Genomic DNA, 17,094 nt, shown 5'->3' on the forward strand with positions numbered 1-17,094 from the left:
TTTAGGTTTGTAAAAAGAATAGCTATTATGAAAAAATTATCAGTAACAGAAATCGAGAAACGTTTTGACAATGAGGTAGAACGTTTTTCTAATTTGGAAACAGGACAGGTGAGTACAATGGATGCCAAAGTTGTTTTAGAATTAATTACTTGCACTGCAAGAGCCGTAAAACCGGAAGCTAAAACTTTATTAGATTTAGGATGTGGCGCAGGAAATTATACTTTGAAAATGCTTTCAAAAGTGCCCGATTTAGATTGTACTTTGATTGATTTGAGTCAGAATATGTTGGATAAAGCTCAGGAACGGGTTTCGGCAGCAACAAACGGAAAAGTAGAAACGATTCAGGGCGATATTCGCGAAATTGAATTGCCAAAAAATCATTTCGATATCATCTTGGCCGGAGCGGTTTTGCATCATTTAAGGACTGATGAAGAATGGGAATTGGTTTTTCAAAAGTTATATGATAGTTTGACTCCAGGCGGTTGTTTTTTGATTTCTGATTTGTTAGTTCAGGACCATCCCGAAGTGAATACATTAGTTTGGAAAATGTATGCCAAATATTTGACAGAAAATGGAGGAGAGGAATACCAGAAAAAAGTTTTTGATTATATCGAAAAAGAAGATACACCCAGATCAATGACTTATCAATTGGATTTGATGAAAAGAGTAGGTTTTTCCAGCACTGAAATTTTGCATAAAAATGCCTGTTTTGGTGCCTTTGGAGGTATTAAATAAACAAAAACCCATTCTCTCATAGAGTAGAATGGGTCTTTTGTCATTATTAAGGGTGTATTTATTAGCAAACAGCTGTTTCGATAGTTTCGTTGTATGGTAAATTCCAAGCTTCTGCTACACCTTTGTAAAGAATTTTACCGTTTACGATATTCAATCCTTTTTGTAATTCTGCGTTTTCAGCACATGCTTTTTCCCATCCTTTGTTTGCTAATTGGATAGCATATGGTAAAGTAGCGTTGGTTAATGCTAATGTAGAAGTGTAAGGTACAGCACCCGGCATGTTTGCAACACAATAGTGTACAATATCATCGATGATGAAAGTTGGATTTTCGTGTGTAGTAGGAGTACAAGTTTCAATACATCCACCTTGATCTACAGCAACGTCAACTAATACAGTTCCAGGACGCATATCTTTCAACATGTCTCTGGTGATTAAGTGAGGCGCTTTAGCACCTGGAATTAATACCGCTCCGATAATTAAATCAGCAGTTTTGATTGCTTTTTTAATGTTATATCCGTTAGACATTTCAGTATTTACATTAGCTGGCATGATATCATCTAATTGACGTAAACGTGGTAAGCTAACATCCATTATAGTTACATTTGCTCCTAAACCAGCAGCCATTTTAGCAGCTTGAGTACCTACGATACCTCCACCTAGTACTAAAACATTTGCAGGTTTTACCCCTGGTACACCTCCTAAAAGGATTCCTCTACCTTTTAATGGTTTTTCTAAATATTTAGCTCCTTCTTGGATTGACATACGTCCAGCCACTTCCGACATTGGAACTAATAATGGTAAGCTTCTGTCTACTTTTTCAACTGTTTCGTAAGCTAAACATACTGCTTTGCGTTCAATCATAGCATGCGTTAATGGCTCAGAAGAAGCAAAGTGGAAATAGGTAAAAACTAATTGGTCTTTCTTGATTAATTTGTATTCAGATTCGATAGGTTCTTTTACTTTGATAATCATCTCAGCAATGTTGTAAACCTCTTCAATTGTTCCTAAAATTGTTGCACCAGCCTCAACATATTCCTCATCACCAAAACCACTTCCGTTTCCGGCAGTAGCCTGTACATACACAACGTGTCCGTTCTTTACCATTTCAGCAGCGCCAGCAGGAGTAAGCGCTACACGGTTTTCATTGTTTTTAATTTCTTTTGGAACTCCGATTATCATAGTTTATAGTTTTTTAGAGGTTTGATTGTTATTACGTTACAAATGTATAGACAAGTATTTTTTCCTGATAAAACAAGGTTTAAATAAGAAAAATTTCGTTTTATTGTTTATTTTTACACAAATTATTTCTTGTTTATTTACTTAAACGTTTTCGAAACAGAAATTTTTTCTTTTTTATACTATCTTATATTATGAAATGTTATGATATTAGACGAAACGGATAAACGAATTTTACGCTTGTTGCAAAAAAATGCACATTATAAGCTTAAAGATATCGCTACTAAGATCAACTTGTCATTGACTCCGGTTCATGATCGGGTAAAGCGATTAGAGCGTGAAGGTATTATTGATAAGTATGTGACTGTTTTAAACAAAAAGAAGCTTGGAAAGAACTTAACGGTCTATTGTCAGGTGACTTTGGTCAAGCAGAATTATGATATTTCGGTCGTTTTTAATCAGGCGATCCTCAATATGCCCGAGGTGGTTGAATGTAATTTTATTTCAGGAAGTTTTGATTACCTGCTTAAAATTGTACTAGAAGATATGGAGAGTTACCATCATTTTCATCAAAAGAAACTTTCTGTTTTGCCAGAGGTGTCTCTAATCAATAGTTTTTTTATTATTTCAGAAGTAAAAAATACCACGGTATTGCCTTTATAAACAAGTGAGGCTGTCTTTTTCGGACAGCCTCAGGAAAAGTTCCTAAATTAATTAAGGAGTTTATTTCAAAGAAGAATTGATATAAGCTTCTAATCCTTGTAATTCTTTATCTGTAAATGTTTTGGTCAATTCTAAATTAGCCTGCATAACAGCAAATTGTGAAGGGTCAACGATTGCTTCGCTTTCTCCTTTTAAGAAAGAAACCATATTAGCATTCTTTTCTTTGTAAATTTTAGCAATTTCCTTAAGGCTGGGACCAATTAGCTTTTCATCTGTTTTATGGCAGGAAATACAGTTTCCTTTGCTCTCAAAGATTACTTTACCCAATTCTTCTGGTGCTAATTCTTTGTCTTCTTTAGTAACAGTAGTTGTGTTTTGCTCTTTTTTTCCAAAAGATTCATTACTTTCTTTTTTACAAGCAAAGGCAAAAGCAATAACGGCTAAAAATGCTAGTTTTTTCATGTGTTTTTTTTGGTTTTTAGTGTATCCAAAAATAAATTATTTTTTGGTTTTAAATTAAAAACTGTTTATTTCTTTAAAAGTATTGCAGCTTCCTTGGCAAAATAGGTTGAAATAAGGCTTGCTCCGGCTCTTTTAATACACATTAATTGTTCCATCATAATTTTGTCATTGTCTAGCCAGCCTTTTTCGGCAGCTGCTTTAATCATCGCGTATTCGCCCGAAACATGATAAACGGTTACCGGAACATTTACAGCGTCTTTTACTTCGCGTACGATATCTAAATAAGCGATTCCGGGCTTTACCATGACCATGTCGGCACCTTCTTCAACGTCCCAAAGCGCTTCTTTTACGGCTTCAATGCGATTTGCATAGTCCATTTGGTAGGTTTTCTTGTCTTTTGGTACAACTACATCAGCTTCTTTAGGTGCAGAGTCCAAAGCGTCTCTGAAAGGTCCGTAAAATGCCGAAGCATATTTAGCCGAATAACTCATGATTCCTACATTATGAAAGCCTGCTGCATCTAATCCTTGACGTAATCTTAAAACTCTTCCGTCCATCATGTCTGAAGGGGCAACAAAATCGGCTCCTGCCTCAGCATGAGAAACAGCCATTTTTACCAGAGCATCGTTAGTAGCATCGTTTTCGACATCGCCATTGGTAATAATTCCATCATGACCGTAGATGGAATAAGGGTCTAAAGCCACATCGGGCATGACAATCATTTCAGGACAGGCCGCTTTAATGGCACGGATAGCCTGTTGCATTAAACCGTTTGGATTCCAGGCTTCCGTTCCGGCATTGTCTTTTAGATTTTCGCTTACTTTTACATAAATATTCACTGCTCGAATGCCCAAAGCGAATAATTCTTTGACTTCTTCCACCGTTAAATCAATCGAACGACGGAAAATTCCCGGCATCGAAGGGATTTCTACTTTTACATTTTCGCCTTCGGCAATAAACATAGGAAACATAAAATCACTTGGACTTAATGTAGTTTCACGAACTAAACTTCTAATCGATTCGTTTACTCTTAAACGACGGCCTCGTTGTAATGGGAACATATATTTTAGATTTTAGATTGCAGAATTATGATTTAAAATGAAAATCATAAATCAACATTGTTGTTTTTTACCATTAAGAGATTAAGAAAATTAAGCTTAATGAAACTTAATTTCTTAATGGTATAATTGTTTTTTATATCCAATCAATTGGTTTTTCTAATATTTTCAACAATTTTTCTTCTTCACTGCCAGATTCCGGATGATGGTCATAAACCCATTGTACATGCGGTGGCAATGACATCAAAATAGATTCAATTCGACCATTGGTTTTTAAGCCAAACAAGGTGCCTTTGTCATGAACCAAATTGAATTCTACATAACGACCACGACGAATTTCTTGCCAGTTTTTTTGCGCTTCAGTATAAGGCAAATCTTTTCTTCGTTCTACAATCGGAACATAAGCTTCCAGGAAACTATTTCCAACTTCGGTAACGAAATTGTACCAATCTTCCATTGACATTTCATCGTTAGCTTTGCAATAATCGAAAAATAAACCACCTAAACCTCTGGCTTCATGACGATGCGCATTCCAGAAATACTCGTCACATTTCTTTTTATAGTTGGGATAAAACTCCGGATTATGTTTGTCACAAGCCGTTTTACAGGTCTGATGAAAATGTTTGGCATCTTCTTCAAACAAATAATAAGGCGTCAAATCTTGTCCGCCACCAAACCACTGATTGATGATTTCACTTTTGTCATCATACATCTCAAAATAACGCCAGTTGGCATGAACCGTTGGTACCATTGGACTTTTGGGGTGTATCACCAAACTCAGTCCGCAGGCAAAAAAATCGGCTTCACCCACACCAAACATTTTTTGCATGGTATCAGGCAATTTTCCGTGAACTGCAGAGATATTCACACCACCTTTTTCGAAAACAGCTCCGTTTTCAATTACGCGGGTTCTTCCGCCACCACCTTCTGGTCTGTCCCATAAATCCTGACGGAATTGGGCAACACCATCCATTTTTTCTAAGCCAGCGCAGATTTGATCTTGGAGATTTTGTATGTATTGGTAAAATTTATTTTTCATTATAAATTGGTTCTAATTTAATAGGTGAAAGTTAAATTAATTCATATATTTTATTCTCTTTCCACTTTCTTGAATTTCTATTTTAACAACCTCAGAAAAAGGAATTTTAACAGTCATCCATGGTAATAATCGAGCCTTATAGCCAGTTATTGTATCATTCTTTAATCTCATACTGTCAAAATAAAAATGGCTACGTTTGCCATTATTTAATGTGACACGCATTTCTAATGATGGACCATTATGGAGTATTTGAGTTTCTCCATTTTTATCAATTACATTGATTTTTTTAATTTGAAAACCATTGTAATAGATTGAACCAGATATACTTTTTGATGTAGAAAGATCGTAATCAATATTGCCAAATTGGCTTTTAAAACTTTCAGGCGTTACTGTGTAGGTTTTACATGATAAAAACAACAAACAAGAAACAAATAATAAACTATATTTTAATTTCATAGTTATTTCTTTATAAATTGGCTTTTGATGAAGCTGTTTTATTATTGATTTCAAACGAAAAAGTCTTACTTTCGGCTTGGATATAGTTGTAAATAGCAATTGCTTTTTCTAAAAAATGAAAATGATTTTTTTGAGACATTTCTACTAAAATATCGGCAAAAAGCTCCTGTTGTTCCCAGTCCAAATTTGCTCTTTGTAAAAGCAGATTCAATTCGTCTTCCGATAGTTCAATTGTTCGCTCGATGCTTAAACCAAATTCTTTTAACTGCTCATCAATAGCTTTGAAATCATTATCATTCCATTTTGGCACAAAAACCAACGAATGCAACGTTTTTAGCACATTGTCTATTCGTATACTTTCTTGGTCTCTTAAGCCTTTGTTTAGCATTTTATTTGGTTGTTAGTTGCTAGTTGTTAGCTGATAGTTACTATGATTTTTTCAAACAATTATCAACTAACAACTGTCAACAATTAGTTTCCGTATTCTTTAACAGCGTCAATAAACGCTTTAGCGTGGTCTACAGGGATATTTGGTAAAATTCCGTGACCTAAATTCACCACATATTTGTCTTTACCGAATTCGTCAATCATTTCATGAACCATTTTCTTGATGGTTGGAATTGGCGAAAGCAATCTTGAAGGGTCAAAATTTCCTTGTAAAGTAACATTTCCACCAGATAAATAACGCGCATTTCTAGCCGAACAAGTCCAGTCAACACCTAATGCAGAAGCTTTACTTTTTCCCATTTCGTTCAAAGCAAACCAGCATCCTTTTCCGAAAACAATTACCGGAGTTACTTCAGCCAAAGCATCCACGATTTGATTGATGTATTTCCATGAGAATTCGTTATAATCTGTTGGAGACAACATTCCTCCCCAAGAATCAAAAATCTGCACGGCATTAACGCCTGATTTTACTTTTTCTTTTAAATATAAAATGGTAGTATCGGTGATTTTTTGCAATAAAGTGTGCGCTGCAACCGGGTTTGAGAAACAGAATCCTTTAGCGGTATCAAAGCTTTTCGAACCTTTTCCTTCCACAGCATAACAGAAAATAGTCCAAGGAGAACCGGCGAAACCAATCAATGGCACTTCGTCGTTCAGCATTTCCTTAGTCAGTTTTACAGCATCAAAAACATAACCTAAAGTTTCATTCACGTCCGGAACATAAACCTGATTTACCTGTTCCATCGTGCGGATAGGATTTGGAATAATAGGTCCCAAATTGTCTTTCAATTCTACGTGAATTCCCATCGCTCTTGGCACTACAAGAATATCCGAAAATAAAATCGCAGCATCCGGAGCAATACGACGAATAGGTTGAACAGTGATCTCGGCAGCTAATTCAGGAGTTTCACAACGGGTGAAAAAATCATATTTGTCACGCAAGGCTCTGAATTCTGGTAAATATCTTCCTGCCTGACGCATCATCCAAACCGGTGGACGTTGAACTGTTTCTCCTTTTAGTGCTTTTAAAAATAAGTCGTTTTTTATCATTTTATTTATTTTTCTAAAATTCCCCCTTTAGGGGGTAAGGGGGGATTATTTGTATTCTTCTATTACTGCTTCAATCACATCTTCAATTGTCGGTTCAGCGGCAATGACGATGTTTTTGGTTTTATTTTCTAATGCTGATGCGGTGGTTTCGCCTATGCAAAAGCAAACTTCTTTTGTGATTGTATTATTAGTCAGATAACTTTCTACAGCTGAAGGGCTAAAAAACAAAATTCCATCAAAATTTTCCTCTTTGGAAATTTTAAATGGCGCTAATTTAGTTTGGTAAACCTCAATTTCATTAAAAGTAATTCCTGCATTTTTCAGTGCTTTTGGTAGAGTTTCTTTGCGAAGATTTCCGCTGAAAAAAGTATAGCTTTCTTTGTTGTAGATTAGCGTAATAATTTCCGCTAATTCTGATGCGTAATCCATGTTGGCTTCTACTTTAAAGCCATTTGCCTCCAGCAAATCTTTGGTTTTTTCACCAACACAAAATACACTTTTGGATTTAAGTTTTTCCCAGTCTTTTTGTTCCAATAAACTTAAAACAGCATTTTGACTGCTGAAAATCAAATTTGTATTGATGTCTTTTAATTCAAAATCGATGTTTTTGATTTCGATGAAATCCTGTTCCAAAAGGTCAAAATCGGCATCAAGAAATGCTTGGCGTTGTGCTACAGATAGAGTTTTAGTCGAAAGTATACTTGTTTGGCTCATTATTTTTTCAATGTTGCTTTAATGGTTGCCATCAATTCGTTGCCGCCATTATCCAGAATTTCTTTAGCCGAATAGAATCCTAATTTTTTCCATTCTGAAATATCCACCACTTTGTTGATTTCTATTTTTTCTTTTCCGTCTAAAGAGAATAAAACACCATCAAAATGAATGGTATCTTCTTCTTCATTGTATTTTGCCAAAGCACCAATAGGAGCGGTACATCCGCCTTCTAAAGTTCGCAAAAATTGACGTTCGATATAAGTACAAACTTCTGTTTCGATATCATTTAATTGCGAAACAGCATCCAAAGTGTAATTATCATTTGCCATAGCAACGACCAACATTGCTCCCTGAGCCGGTGCCGGAATCATCCAGTCTAAGTCAATATAATCACTTGGTTTTAAGTTGATTCTTTCCAGTCCTGCTGCCGCAAAAACAGCTCCGTTCCAGTTGTTGTGCTGTAGTTTTTGCATTCGGGTATTTACGTTTCCGCGTAAATCTACTACAGTATGATTTGGGTATTTGTTTAACCATTGTGCCTGACGACGTAAACTTCCGGTTGCAATCGTTCCATTGCTTTCCAGAAAGTCAAGGTTTCCTTTGTGAACCAGAATATCAAGTGTGTTGGCTCTTTTTAAAACAGCTCCTTGAACAATTCCTGTAGGCAGAGCAGTAGGGACATCTTTCATGGAATGAACCGCAATATCCACATCGCCATTAATCATGGCAATGTCTAATGTTTTGGTAAAAATTCCGGTGATTCCCAATTCGTAAAGGGGTTTGTCAAGAATGATATCGCCTTGGGATTTTACGGCTACAATTTCGGTTTTATAACCCAAATCGTTTAGTTTGTTTTGAACAGTATGTGCTTGCCATAAAGCGAGTTCGCTATCTCTTGTACCTATACGTATTGTTTTTTCTGCCATTTTTTAAAATTAAACAATGTAAACATTGTTGTTTTTTTAAAACCATTAAGAAATTAAGTTTCATTAAGGTTTGTTTTTAATTTTCATCTAACATTGAAAAGTATTCGTTTACGAATGGTTTCAATGTCTTAGTTATATTAGTTGTATTGAAGTTAATTAGTAATCCTTGCGGTTTTTCTAATATTTTCATGTACGTTAATAATTGTGCTTCGTGAATTGGTAATAAATTCTCAACTGATTTTAGTTCAACTACGATTAAATCATTAACTAGTAAATCAATTTTTAAATTTGATTCCAATTCTAAATCATCATATTCTATTTTAACTATCAATTGTTGTTTAACATCTTAACCATTTTTCTCCAATTCATATTTTAAGCATTGTTCATAAACACTTTCTAAAAGACCTGGACCTAACTTTTTATGCACTTTAATTGCAAAACCAGTAATTTCAAAAGATAATTGAGTAATTTCTTTTTTGGTCATCGTGTTTTTTTGAATTAAAACTAAATGAATCTTAACTTCTTAATGGTTTAATGAAAAACAAAGGTAATTTTTATTTCACCACGGCTTCAATTTTAAAGACTTTTTCAATCCATTCGATGCTTTCATCAACCAAAGTGTTTTCGTCTTTGAGGTGATTAGCAAAATGCGTAGTGATTTTTTGAATGATTCTGTTGCTGATGATTTCAGCTTGTTCTTCGTTAAAATCAGCAATTTTTTTACTTTGAAAATCTAATTCTGAATTTTTAATTTCGTTCAATTTTGCTTTCAAAGCATTGATAGTTGGAGCAAATTTTCGTCCTTTTGTCCAAATTTTGAATTCATCTTTAATTTCTTCAATAATGGCTTCAGCAGCAGGAATATGTTCCTTTCTGTTTTCTAAAGTTTCATCTGTAATTTGCGATAAATGATCCATGTGAATAAGTGTGACACCTTCAACTTCGGTTACATTTTCATTCACGTTCTTAGGGATAGACAAATCTAAAATCAACAATGGTTTTTTAAGATTTAAGATGGCTTTGTCTATAGTTGGATTTTGTGCTCCTGTAGCTACTACTAAAACATCTGCTTTTTGTATTTCTAATTGCAGATCAGCATAATTTTTTACCACCAAATCTAATTTTTCAGCCAGTTTTTCAGCCTTGTCTTTCGTTCTGTTGATTAGGGTAATTTGCTCGTGTTTAGTATGTTTTACGAGGTTTTCACAAGTGTTTCGGCCAATTTTTCCAGTTCCAAAAAGTAGGATGTTTTTATTGGCAATATCTTCTACATTTTTGATGATATATTGAACTGATGCAAACGAAACTGAAGTTGCACCAGAAGAAATTTCAGTATCTGTTTTAATTTTTTTACTTGCCTGGATTACTGAGTTTACTAAGCGCTCCATGTAAGTATTTACTAAACCATAAGATTTACTTTGGTTGAATGCATTTTTTATTTGGCTGATGATTTCAAAATCACCTAAAATCTGGCTGTCTAATCCGGTTCCTACGCGAAACATATGATTTACTGCTTCCTGATTTTTATAGATATAGGCTACTTCTTGGAATTCCTGAACCGAACCGTTGCTGTTTTCACAAAGTAATTTGATTAACTCATAAGGATGATTAGCAAAACCATAAATTTCAGTTCTGTTGCAAGTTGAGGTTACTATCAAAGATTCAATTCCTTCTGCTTCTGCCTGCATTAATAGTATAGATTGGGCTTTAGCATCTAGGCTAAATTTTCCTCTAATGGTTGCATCTGCTTTTTTGTAACTTAAACCTAAAGCATAAAAAGTGCTGTTTCTGGACATGTTATAATTTTCCATGATTATACTTTCCTTAAAAAGTTCAACAAAATTATTATTAACTATTTTATAAAAACAACGCTGTAAGTTCTTTTTATATCGCTTAGAGAAAATTTAGTCTAAAATCGTAATTTTTATAGTGAATAGACTTGAAAATATTGTAAAATAAGGTGTTTTATTGGTGACTATGTAGATTTATTCTAAATAATATTGTTGCGAGGTGCTAAAATTATTTAAGAAAAAATATCGCTATGAGGGCTAATTGCTTATTGAAAAAATAGTCTTTTTGAAGTGTTTTTTTCTATTTTTTGATGAAAAAGAATTGGGTTGGTAGGTGTGTTTTGAGTGGTTAATTTAGTAATAACGCTATTCCAAAGGGAGTAGCGTTATTACTTGAAAATGAGGTTTACATTTGAACAATAGTGCTTCTTAGTGATTCTAGTACAACTACAATGTCAGCATAAAGTTCTGTATTTGAGGCTACACCGTTAGCATTTGCGGCAGCGCCTACATAGCCTTCAAATTTAGTGTAATCAGCATCAGTAGATTTGGCTCCCATACGAGCATTTATGGCCGGGTTATGTGCAGCAGCCATACTCAAACCAGAGTAGGCATTTACAGCATTTGTACCTCCGGTATTGAATGAAAAGAAATCGGTTAAATTGTCTGAAAGTTTAGCAATACTGGTTGTTTGTGTGCTTCCTGTTTCTGCCAAAAGTGGTGCAAAATGTGCTTTTAAATTTCCCGAGGCATTATTAGTAATATCGGCAACAATCAGTCCAATGGCTGAGTTTACCACTTTGCGGAAACTTAAGCGTCCTTGTTCAATCATTTGTCCTGAATTATCAGGATCAGCAACCATAGTGGTTCCTCCTAATCGGGCATAAATAGATGCTTTTACTGGTTCCGGATCGTCATCTTTACTGCAGGATGTTAATGCGGCTGATGCAATTAGTAATACACTTAGTGTGATTTTTGAAAAATTTCTCATGATAATCGAATTTAAAGGTTAATTAAAAAATTGATTTATTGTTTTAAATGCTTTGTAGCTTAAACTATTTTGATCTATTGGACATACTTCTTTGTTGGCCAGGTTAGCTGGTACAATAAAGCGTTGGGCTTCATAAGGTCTTTTGCTCATGAGCTCATTAAAAACTTTCTCGGAGTTGGTTATTGTATTGTTGTGAAAATAAACCACAACATTTCTTTTTACGATAATAGAATCAGAGGTTAAACCTTTTATAGATCGTAGATCGGCACAAATTTGTTTTGCCTGTGCGGAGTCGATATTTGATTTAAAATCAATTCGGCTGACTTGTAAATGAGGTGTTTCATAAACTGCTGGTTTAGCAGTAATAATGTGGAAAAGTAAAATGGCAATGAATAGCAAAACCATTGCTCCAATAATAACTAATCCCTTTTTAATGATGGTATAATTTTTCATAATCGATGGGTTTTGAAAACTTATTTACGTGAGTTTTTTAGGTTTGGTTTTGTGTTTTTTGCAAAAACTATCAATTTAGAATTGTTTTAAATTGCTGTGATACCATTTTAAAAAACCCGAAGGAGATTAAATCCAAAAAACACATTGCCTTTTGTCCAATCACCAGTAGTTTGTCCCAGATATCCGGCTTCATGAATTCCTTGCGAACTGGTAAAATGCATTTGAAAAACATGTCCTCCGGTTTCTAAATCAAAACCTATGGAGAGTGGGTTTTTGTATAATGAATTCGATGCTCTATTCATGTGAGCAGCATAATCTACATTAAGTGACCAGCGTTTGGATAATTTGTAACGTCCGCCAAAACCAATAGCATATTGTGTATTTTCCTGTGCCGGATTGTCGATAAAGTTTTGGTGGAATATAGTTGGTGCCATTTCCAGTGATAGTTTTTCAGAAAATTTTCTGGAAAGTAATAGTTGTTGAACATAAGTTAATCTATCGTCAAAAGTGAGATTTGGATACAAACTTTCTTTAAGGGTGTTGTTAATTGCCAAACTTGTAAATCCTGCGATAGTTATTGGGAAACCTTCTTTCATTTGATTTATCAAAGTGTATTTTGTAGAAAAATCATAGGCTTGTTCGCTGCGGGCACCGCTGATGGTTAATTTTTCTGTAAGGCCGTAAACAAATTTTAGTTGGGTAACTGCATTGTCCAGACCAAAGAAACCTTCGAAACCATCTTTGACTGAGCCAAATCGATGGGCAACAATAAAATACAAATCGCCTTTGGCGGCCAGTTTTGTCGATTCCAGATTGACAATTTTTAAAGCTTTAAAAGCTGAAACGACTTTTTCTTTGACAGCTATGCTGTCTGTTCCGGCTAACAAATCATCTTGTGAAAAGCTTATCGCCGGAAATAATAACAGAAATAGAATGAACTTTTTCATAAAATATATTTTTAGATGGTTAGTTTTAAGGATTTACAATAGTGCATTGATCCATTTTAAATTCTTCCAATAATTCATCATAACCTAAAAAGCGTCCTTTGATTTTTAGTGTTTTTCCGGGAATGATATTTTTAGGAAGGTTTTCGTTAAAGGTGGCGTAGAGGTTTTTGTCCAAAACAAGAGCCTTATTTTGAGTATCAACTGCTGATAGTTGAACCGTTAATTCAATGGTTTGATTTTGGAATTTTTTTAATGCCAGGCTATCATTTGCAATAAATTCCTGTTCTAATGAGGTCATAGTACCTACATAAACGGCTTTTTCGTTTTGAATATCTCGGTGTTCTTGATATGCATAACGATAGATTGCAATTGCAGCAATGATTAAAATTAGTATTCCATAGCGTATCATTTTCTTCATGACATTTGGTATTTGGTTCTGTTGTGTATCTACGGAAAAAAACGAGTGTTGGTTTTAGGGATAAAAAAGAAGTTGTAAAAAACCAGAACAGCAATTCCATCGTATATGAATTGAAAAACAATTATTAATCTTTAAATCAATTTGTTATGGAATCAAAAAATAGAATTTTGGTGATGATTTTTTCGGGCTTTTTAATGGCTTGTTCTAATGAGAATCCTGAAACTTTAATGGATAATACGCCGGTTCAAGGTGTTGTTACGTATAAGCAAAATGTAAAATCAATTATTGATAATAATTGTATTTCCTGTCACGGAGCAACACCTACTAATGGGGCATCATTTTCTTTAGTGACCTATACTCAGGTTAAAAATGCGATGCAAAATCGTGGCTTGTTGAATCGGATTTCTTTGAATAATGGCAATAGTTTACTCATGCCTCAGGGCGGTCCAAGAATGCCTCAGGCAACAATAGATGTAGTGGCTAAATGGCAGCAAGACGGACTTTTAGAGGAATAATTTAAATTGGAACAAATGAAAAAAGTAATCGTAATTGGCATTTTTTTATTGTCCAATTTTATAGTGGCGCAGGGTAAAATAATAAGTAAATCAGCCAATGTTATTTTTGAAGCTTCAGTACCTTCCTTTGAAGAAGTCAAAGCGGTCAATAATAATGTAACGGTGGTTTTAAATACTGAGACAGCAGAAATAGCCAGTTTAGCAATAATGAAAGCTTTTCGATTTAAAGTGGCGCTTATGGAAGAACATTTCAATGAAAATTACATTGAAAGTGATCGTTATCCTAAAGCAATTTTTAGAGGAAAAATAGAAGGATTTGATGTTAATAGTCTGACGGCAACTCCTAAAAATTTTACGATCAACGGTAAATTAGAGCTTCATGGAAAAAGTGTTTCAATTAAAACGTTGGCCAAAATGAGTAAAACAACATCGGGGGTTAATTTACAGGCAAATTTTTGGGTAAATGCAAGTGATTTTGATATTGCAATACCGGCAATAGTTAAGAATAAAGTAGCGAATAAGGTTGCTATTCAGTTAACGGCTGTTTTGAAATAGCTATAAAAGTATAGAATGTGCAATAATTTGAGCTAAGTAAACAATAAACCATGAAAAAGATTTAATTTTGAAACACTAAATGAACGTTTAACCCAAAACGACTACATTAAGTTGTAAAAGTAAATCAATACTATGGAGGAAGAAATAAAAATTGACGATGATTTTATCTTAATTCGTTTCCAAAATAATACCGATACCGTTTTAACTTTTCAACGTCCAGTGCGTTTAGGGTTGATTCAGTTTCATTTTGGTTTAAAAGGTAGTGCCAATTATATTTTTAATCAGGGGAATTATGTGCTTAATCTTAAGGAAGAAAAGGCTTTGTTGTTTTATAATACCGAAAAAGAGTTGCCTTTGAATGTTCAAATTGCACCTAAATCCTGGTTGATTTCTATTTTTGTTTCTATTCAAAAATTTCACGGATTGTTTACCAGTGACGCTGAGCATATTCCTTTTTTAAGCAAGGAAAATCAGGATAAAAAATATTATAACGAGAGTGACATTAGTCCGTCGATGGCGATTGTTTTGAACCAAATGTTTCATTACAATCTGAATCCTTCTATCAAAAATTTGTATTACAAAGGCAAAGGTTACGAGTTGCTGAGTCTTTTTTTTAATCGAAATGAAGATCCGGATGCGGAACAATGTCCGTTTTTAGTCGATGAAGAAAATGTCTTGAAAATCAAGAAAGCCAAAGAAATTATTATCGCTAATATGGCCGAACCACCAGGTTTACCGGAATTGGCAGATCAAGTAGGGCTGAATTTGAAGAAATTAAAAATGGGTTTCAAGCAAATTTATGGCGACACGGTGTATGGCTTTTTGTTTGATTACAAAATGGACTTTGCCCGAAAACTACTTGATAGCGGTTCCTATAATGTAAACGAAGTAGGATTGAAAATAGGCTACAGCACCGGAAGTCATTTTATAGCTGCTTTCAAGAAAAAATTTGGAACCACTCCAAAAAAATATCTCATGTCAATCAATCCGAATGCATAATTAGGATTGATTTTTTAAATTAAACAATAAATAAAAAATAGTTAATAGTAATTCATAGCTACTTTAGTTAAATTACTTTTGCGCCAATAAAATCAACAAGATGAAAGGTACATTACTTATCAATTTAGGTTCACCAGAAAGTCCAACTCCCAAAGATGTAAAACCGTATTTAGACGAATTTTTGATGGATAAATACGTGATTGACGTTCCGTTTTTATTAAGAGCGTTGCTAGTTCGCGGAATTATCCTTAGAAAACGTCCGGAAGATTCGGCTGAGGCTTACAGTAAAATTTGGTGGGAAGAAGGTTCTCCTTTGATTGTGCTTTCAAAAAGAATGTTTGAAAAAGTAAAACCACAATTAGGTATTCCAGCTGCTTTATCGATGCGATATGGAAATCCGGATATTTATTCAGGTCTGAAAGAATTAGCCGATAAAGGAGTAACCGAAGTTTTGTTGTTTCCTTTATATCCGCATCATGCAATGTCATCAACGGTTACGGTTTTAGAAAAAGCTGAGGAAGTGAGAAAGAAACATTTTCCAAATATGAAATTTTCTTCGGTTCCTGCTTTTTATAACAAACCAGATTATATTCAGAATCTAGCCGATTCTATAAAAAGTTCTTTAGCAACTTATGATTACGACCATTTGTTGTTTTCGTATCATGGATTGCCGGAGCGTCACATTCGCAAAACAGATATTACCAAATCGCATTGTAAGATAGACGGATCTTGTTGTAATACTCTTTCACCGGCTCATGCATTTTGCTACCGTCATCAGTGTTATGAAACGACCAAATTGGTTACCGAAGTTTTAGGAATTCCAAAGGAAAAATACAGCGTTACTTTTCAATCCCGTTTGGCTGGAGACAAATGGTTAGAGCCTTATACGGATGTTGAAATCAATAAAATGCCTGCAAAAGGAATTAAAAAACTAGCGGTAGTTACACCGGCTTTTGTGGCTGATTGTTTAGAAACATTGGAGGAAATTGCTATGCGTGCCAAAGAAGAATTTGAAGAAAACGGAGGTGAAGAATTCCTAGCTGTTCCATGTTTAAATGATGGAGATGACTGGTGTAAAACGGTTAGTAACTGGATAAACGATTGGGCAAAATAGAGAATAGATTTTCATGGAATATTACAATTACCTAAAGTCACTTCATTTAATTTTTGTAATTACCTGGTTTGCGGGTTTGTTTTATATTGTTCGCTTGTTTGTGTACCAAATTGAAGCTGCCGATAAACCTTCGCCGGAAAAGGAAATATTGCAAAAACAATTCAAAATTATGAGTTATCGGCTGTGGTATATTATCACCTGGCCATCGGCGGTTTTAGCAAGTTTTTTTGCTTTTTGGATGCTGTTATTTACCCCTACTGGAAATGCTTGGTTACAAATGCCGTGGATGCATGTAAAACTTGGCTTTGTTTTTGTGCTCTATTTGTATCATTTAAAATGCCATCAGATATTTAAACAATTACAAAAGGATGAGGTAAACTATTCTACTAATTTCATGCGTTTATGGAATGAAGGAGCTACCATTATTCTTTTTGCGGTTGTTTTTTTAGTTGTATTAAAAAATGCTGTAAATTGGATTTATGGTGTGATTGGGATTGTTTTGTTCTCAGTTTTAATCATGTTAGGCTTTAAATTTTATAAAAATATCAGAGAGAAAAACAGTAAATAGTAATCAGTGTTCAGTTA

General features: G+C 34.4%; 21 protein-coding genes and 1 pseudogene. 7 read left to right on the plus strand and 15 right to left on the minus strand.

The window, feature by feature from the left end; genetic code table 11:
• The first annotated feature begins 27 nt into the window (after positions 1–27).
• A complete protein-coding gene (locus AAEO59_RS02435; protein WP_341699160.1) occupies positions 28–735 on the plus strand; it encodes a class I SAM-dependent methyltransferase in 708 nt (235 codons plus the stop codon).
• 61 nt (positions 736–796) lie between these two features.
• Here the strand turns inward: AAEO59_RS02435 and ald are convergent, their stop codons facing one another.
• The gene (gene ald, locus AAEO59_RS02440; protein ID WP_341699161.1) at positions 797–1,915 is read right to left on the minus strand and encodes an alanine dehydrogenase; all 1,119 of its coding nucleotides are present in this window, start codon (positions 1,913–1,915) and stop codon (positions 797–799) included.
• Positions 1,916–2,116: 201 nt separating this feature from the next.
• Here ald and AAEO59_RS02445 point away from each other — a divergent pair, with 201 nt between their 5' ends.
• Positions 2,117–2,575: an Lrp/AsnC family transcriptional regulator gene (locus tag AAEO59_RS02445; protein WP_341699162.1), complete on the plus strand. Its 459-nt coding sequence runs from the start codon at positions 2,117–2,119 to the stop codon at positions 2,573–2,575.
• A gap of 60 nt (positions 2,576–2,635) precedes the next feature.
• Here AAEO59_RS02445 and AAEO59_RS02450 read toward each other — a convergent pair whose 3' ends face one another.
• The 14 genes and pseudogenes from AAEO59_RS02450 to AAEO59_RS02515 all read right to left on the minus strand — a co-directional run bounded on the left by AAEO59_RS02450 (position 2,636) and on the right by AAEO59_RS02515 (position 13,326).
• The gene (locus AAEO59_RS02450) at positions 2,636–3,037 is read right to left on the minus strand and encodes a c-type cytochrome (protein WP_341699163.1); all 402 of its coding nucleotides are present in this window, start codon (positions 3,035–3,037) and stop codon (positions 2,636–2,638) included.
• Between the two features lie 65 nt (positions 3,038–3,102).
• Positions 3,103–4,098, minus strand: coding sequence for a porphobilinogen synthase (gene hemB / locus AAEO59_RS02455; protein WP_341699164.1), 996 nt, complete (start codon positions 4,096–4,098; stop codon positions 3,103–3,105).
• Positions 4,099–4,231: 133 nt separating this feature from the next.
• A complete protein-coding gene (gene hemF, locus AAEO59_RS02460; protein ID WP_341699165.1) occupies positions 4,232–5,134 on the minus strand; it encodes an oxygen-dependent coproporphyrinogen oxidase in 903 nt (300 codons plus the stop codon).
• A gap of 36 nt (positions 5,135–5,170) precedes the next feature.
• Positions 5,171–5,590 carry a hypothetical protein gene (locus AAEO59_RS02465; RefSeq protein ID WP_341699166.1) on the minus strand — a complete coding sequence of 140 codons (420 nt, stop codon included), beginning with the start codon at positions 5,588–5,590 and terminating at the stop codon, positions 5,171–5,173.
• A gap of 10 nt (positions 5,591–5,600) precedes the next feature.
• Positions 5,601–5,978, minus strand: coding sequence for a hypothetical protein (locus AAEO59_RS02470; protein ID WP_341699167.1), 378 nt, complete (start codon positions 5,976–5,978; stop codon positions 5,601–5,603).
• Positions 5,979–6,061: 83 nt separating this feature from the next.
• Positions 6,062–7,087 carry a uroporphyrinogen decarboxylase gene (gene hemE / locus AAEO59_RS02475; protein ID WP_341699168.1) on the minus strand — a complete coding sequence of 342 codons (1,026 nt, stop codon included), beginning with the start codon at positions 7,085–7,087 and terminating at the stop codon, positions 6,062–6,064.
• A 45-nt stretch (positions 7,088–7,132) separates the two neighbouring features.
• Positions 7,133–7,801 (minus strand): uroporphyrinogen-III synthase, encoded by a 669-nt coding sequence (locus tag AAEO59_RS02480; protein WP_341699169.1) that lies wholly within the window; start codon positions 7,799–7,801, stop codon positions 7,133–7,135.
• The gene (gene hemC, locus AAEO59_RS02485; protein WP_341699170.1) at positions 7,801–8,727 is read right to left on the minus strand and encodes a hydroxymethylbilane synthase; all 927 of its coding nucleotides are present in this window, start codon (positions 8,725–8,727) and stop codon (positions 7,801–7,803) included. Before hemC ends, AAEO59_RS02480 begins: the two co-directional genes overlap by 1 nt.
• A gap of 76 nt (positions 8,728–8,803) precedes the next feature.
• Positions 8,804–9,211: pseudogene (locus AAEO59_RS02490) on the minus strand (GxxExxY protein).
• Positions 9,212–9,281: 70 nt separating this feature from the next.
• Entirely contained in the window at positions 9,282–10,538 is a 1,257-nt protein-coding gene (hemA, locus tag AAEO59_RS02495) for a glutamyl-tRNA reductase (RefSeq protein ID WP_341699171.1), read from the minus strand.
• Positions 10,539–10,923: 385 nt separating this feature from the next.
• Positions 10,924–11,508 carry a globin family protein gene (locus AAEO59_RS02500; protein ID WP_341699172.1) on the minus strand — a complete coding sequence of 195 codons (585 nt, stop codon included), beginning with the start codon at positions 11,506–11,508 and terminating at the stop codon, positions 10,924–10,926.
• 18 nt (positions 11,509–11,526) lie between these two features.
• Entirely contained in the window at positions 11,527–11,961 is a 435-nt protein-coding gene (locus AAEO59_RS02505; protein WP_341699173.1) for a hypothetical protein, read from the minus strand.
• Between the two features lie 107 nt (positions 11,962–12,068).
• Positions 12,069–12,908, minus strand: coding sequence for a DUF5777 family beta-barrel protein (locus AAEO59_RS02510; protein ID WP_341699174.1), 840 nt, complete (start codon positions 12,906–12,908; stop codon positions 12,069–12,071).
• A gap of 25 nt (positions 12,909–12,933) precedes the next feature.
• Positions 12,934–13,326, minus strand: coding sequence for a hypothetical protein (locus AAEO59_RS02515; RefSeq protein ID WP_341699175.1), 393 nt, complete (start codon positions 13,324–13,326; stop codon positions 12,934–12,936).
• 146 nt (positions 13,327–13,472) lie between these two features.
• Here AAEO59_RS02515 and AAEO59_RS02520 point away from each other — a divergent pair, with 146 nt between their 5' ends.
• The 5 genes from AAEO59_RS02520 (at position 13,473) to AAEO59_RS02540 (ending at position 17,077) form a co-directional block, all read left to right on the plus strand.
• On the plus strand, positions 13,473–13,841 hold the full coding sequence (locus AAEO59_RS02520; RefSeq protein ID WP_341699176.1) for a c-type cytochrome: 369 nt from the start codon (positions 13,473–13,475) through the stop codon (positions 13,839–13,841).
• A 15-nt stretch (positions 13,842–13,856) separates the two neighbouring features.
• Positions 13,857–14,396, plus strand: a complete 540-nt coding sequence (locus tag AAEO59_RS02525; RefSeq protein WP_341699177.1) for a YceI family protein — start codon at positions 13,857–13,859, stop codon at positions 14,394–14,396.
• Positions 14,397–14,528: 132 nt separating this feature from the next.
• Positions 14,529–15,395 carry a helix-turn-helix domain-containing protein gene (locus tag AAEO59_RS02530; RefSeq protein ID WP_341699178.1) on the plus strand — a complete coding sequence of 289 codons (867 nt, stop codon included), beginning with the start codon at positions 14,529–14,531 and terminating at the stop codon, positions 15,393–15,395.
• 100 nt (positions 15,396–15,495) lie between these two features.
• Entirely contained in the window at positions 15,496–16,509 is a 1,014-nt protein-coding gene (gene hemH / locus AAEO59_RS02535; protein ID WP_341699179.1) for a ferrochelatase, read from the plus strand.
• Between the two features lie 13 nt (positions 16,510–16,522).
• The gene (locus tag AAEO59_RS02540) at positions 16,523–17,077 is read left to right on the plus strand and encodes a CopD family protein (protein ID WP_341699180.1); all 555 of its coding nucleotides are present in this window, start codon (positions 16,523–16,525) and stop codon (positions 17,075–17,077) included.
• Positions 17,078–17,094 lie beyond the last annotated feature (17 nt).

The organism is Flavobacterium flavipallidum, assembly GCF_038289905.1.
Lineage (GTDB): Bacteria > Bacteroidota > Bacteroidia > Flavobacteriales > Flavobacteriaceae > Flavobacterium > Flavobacterium flavipallidum.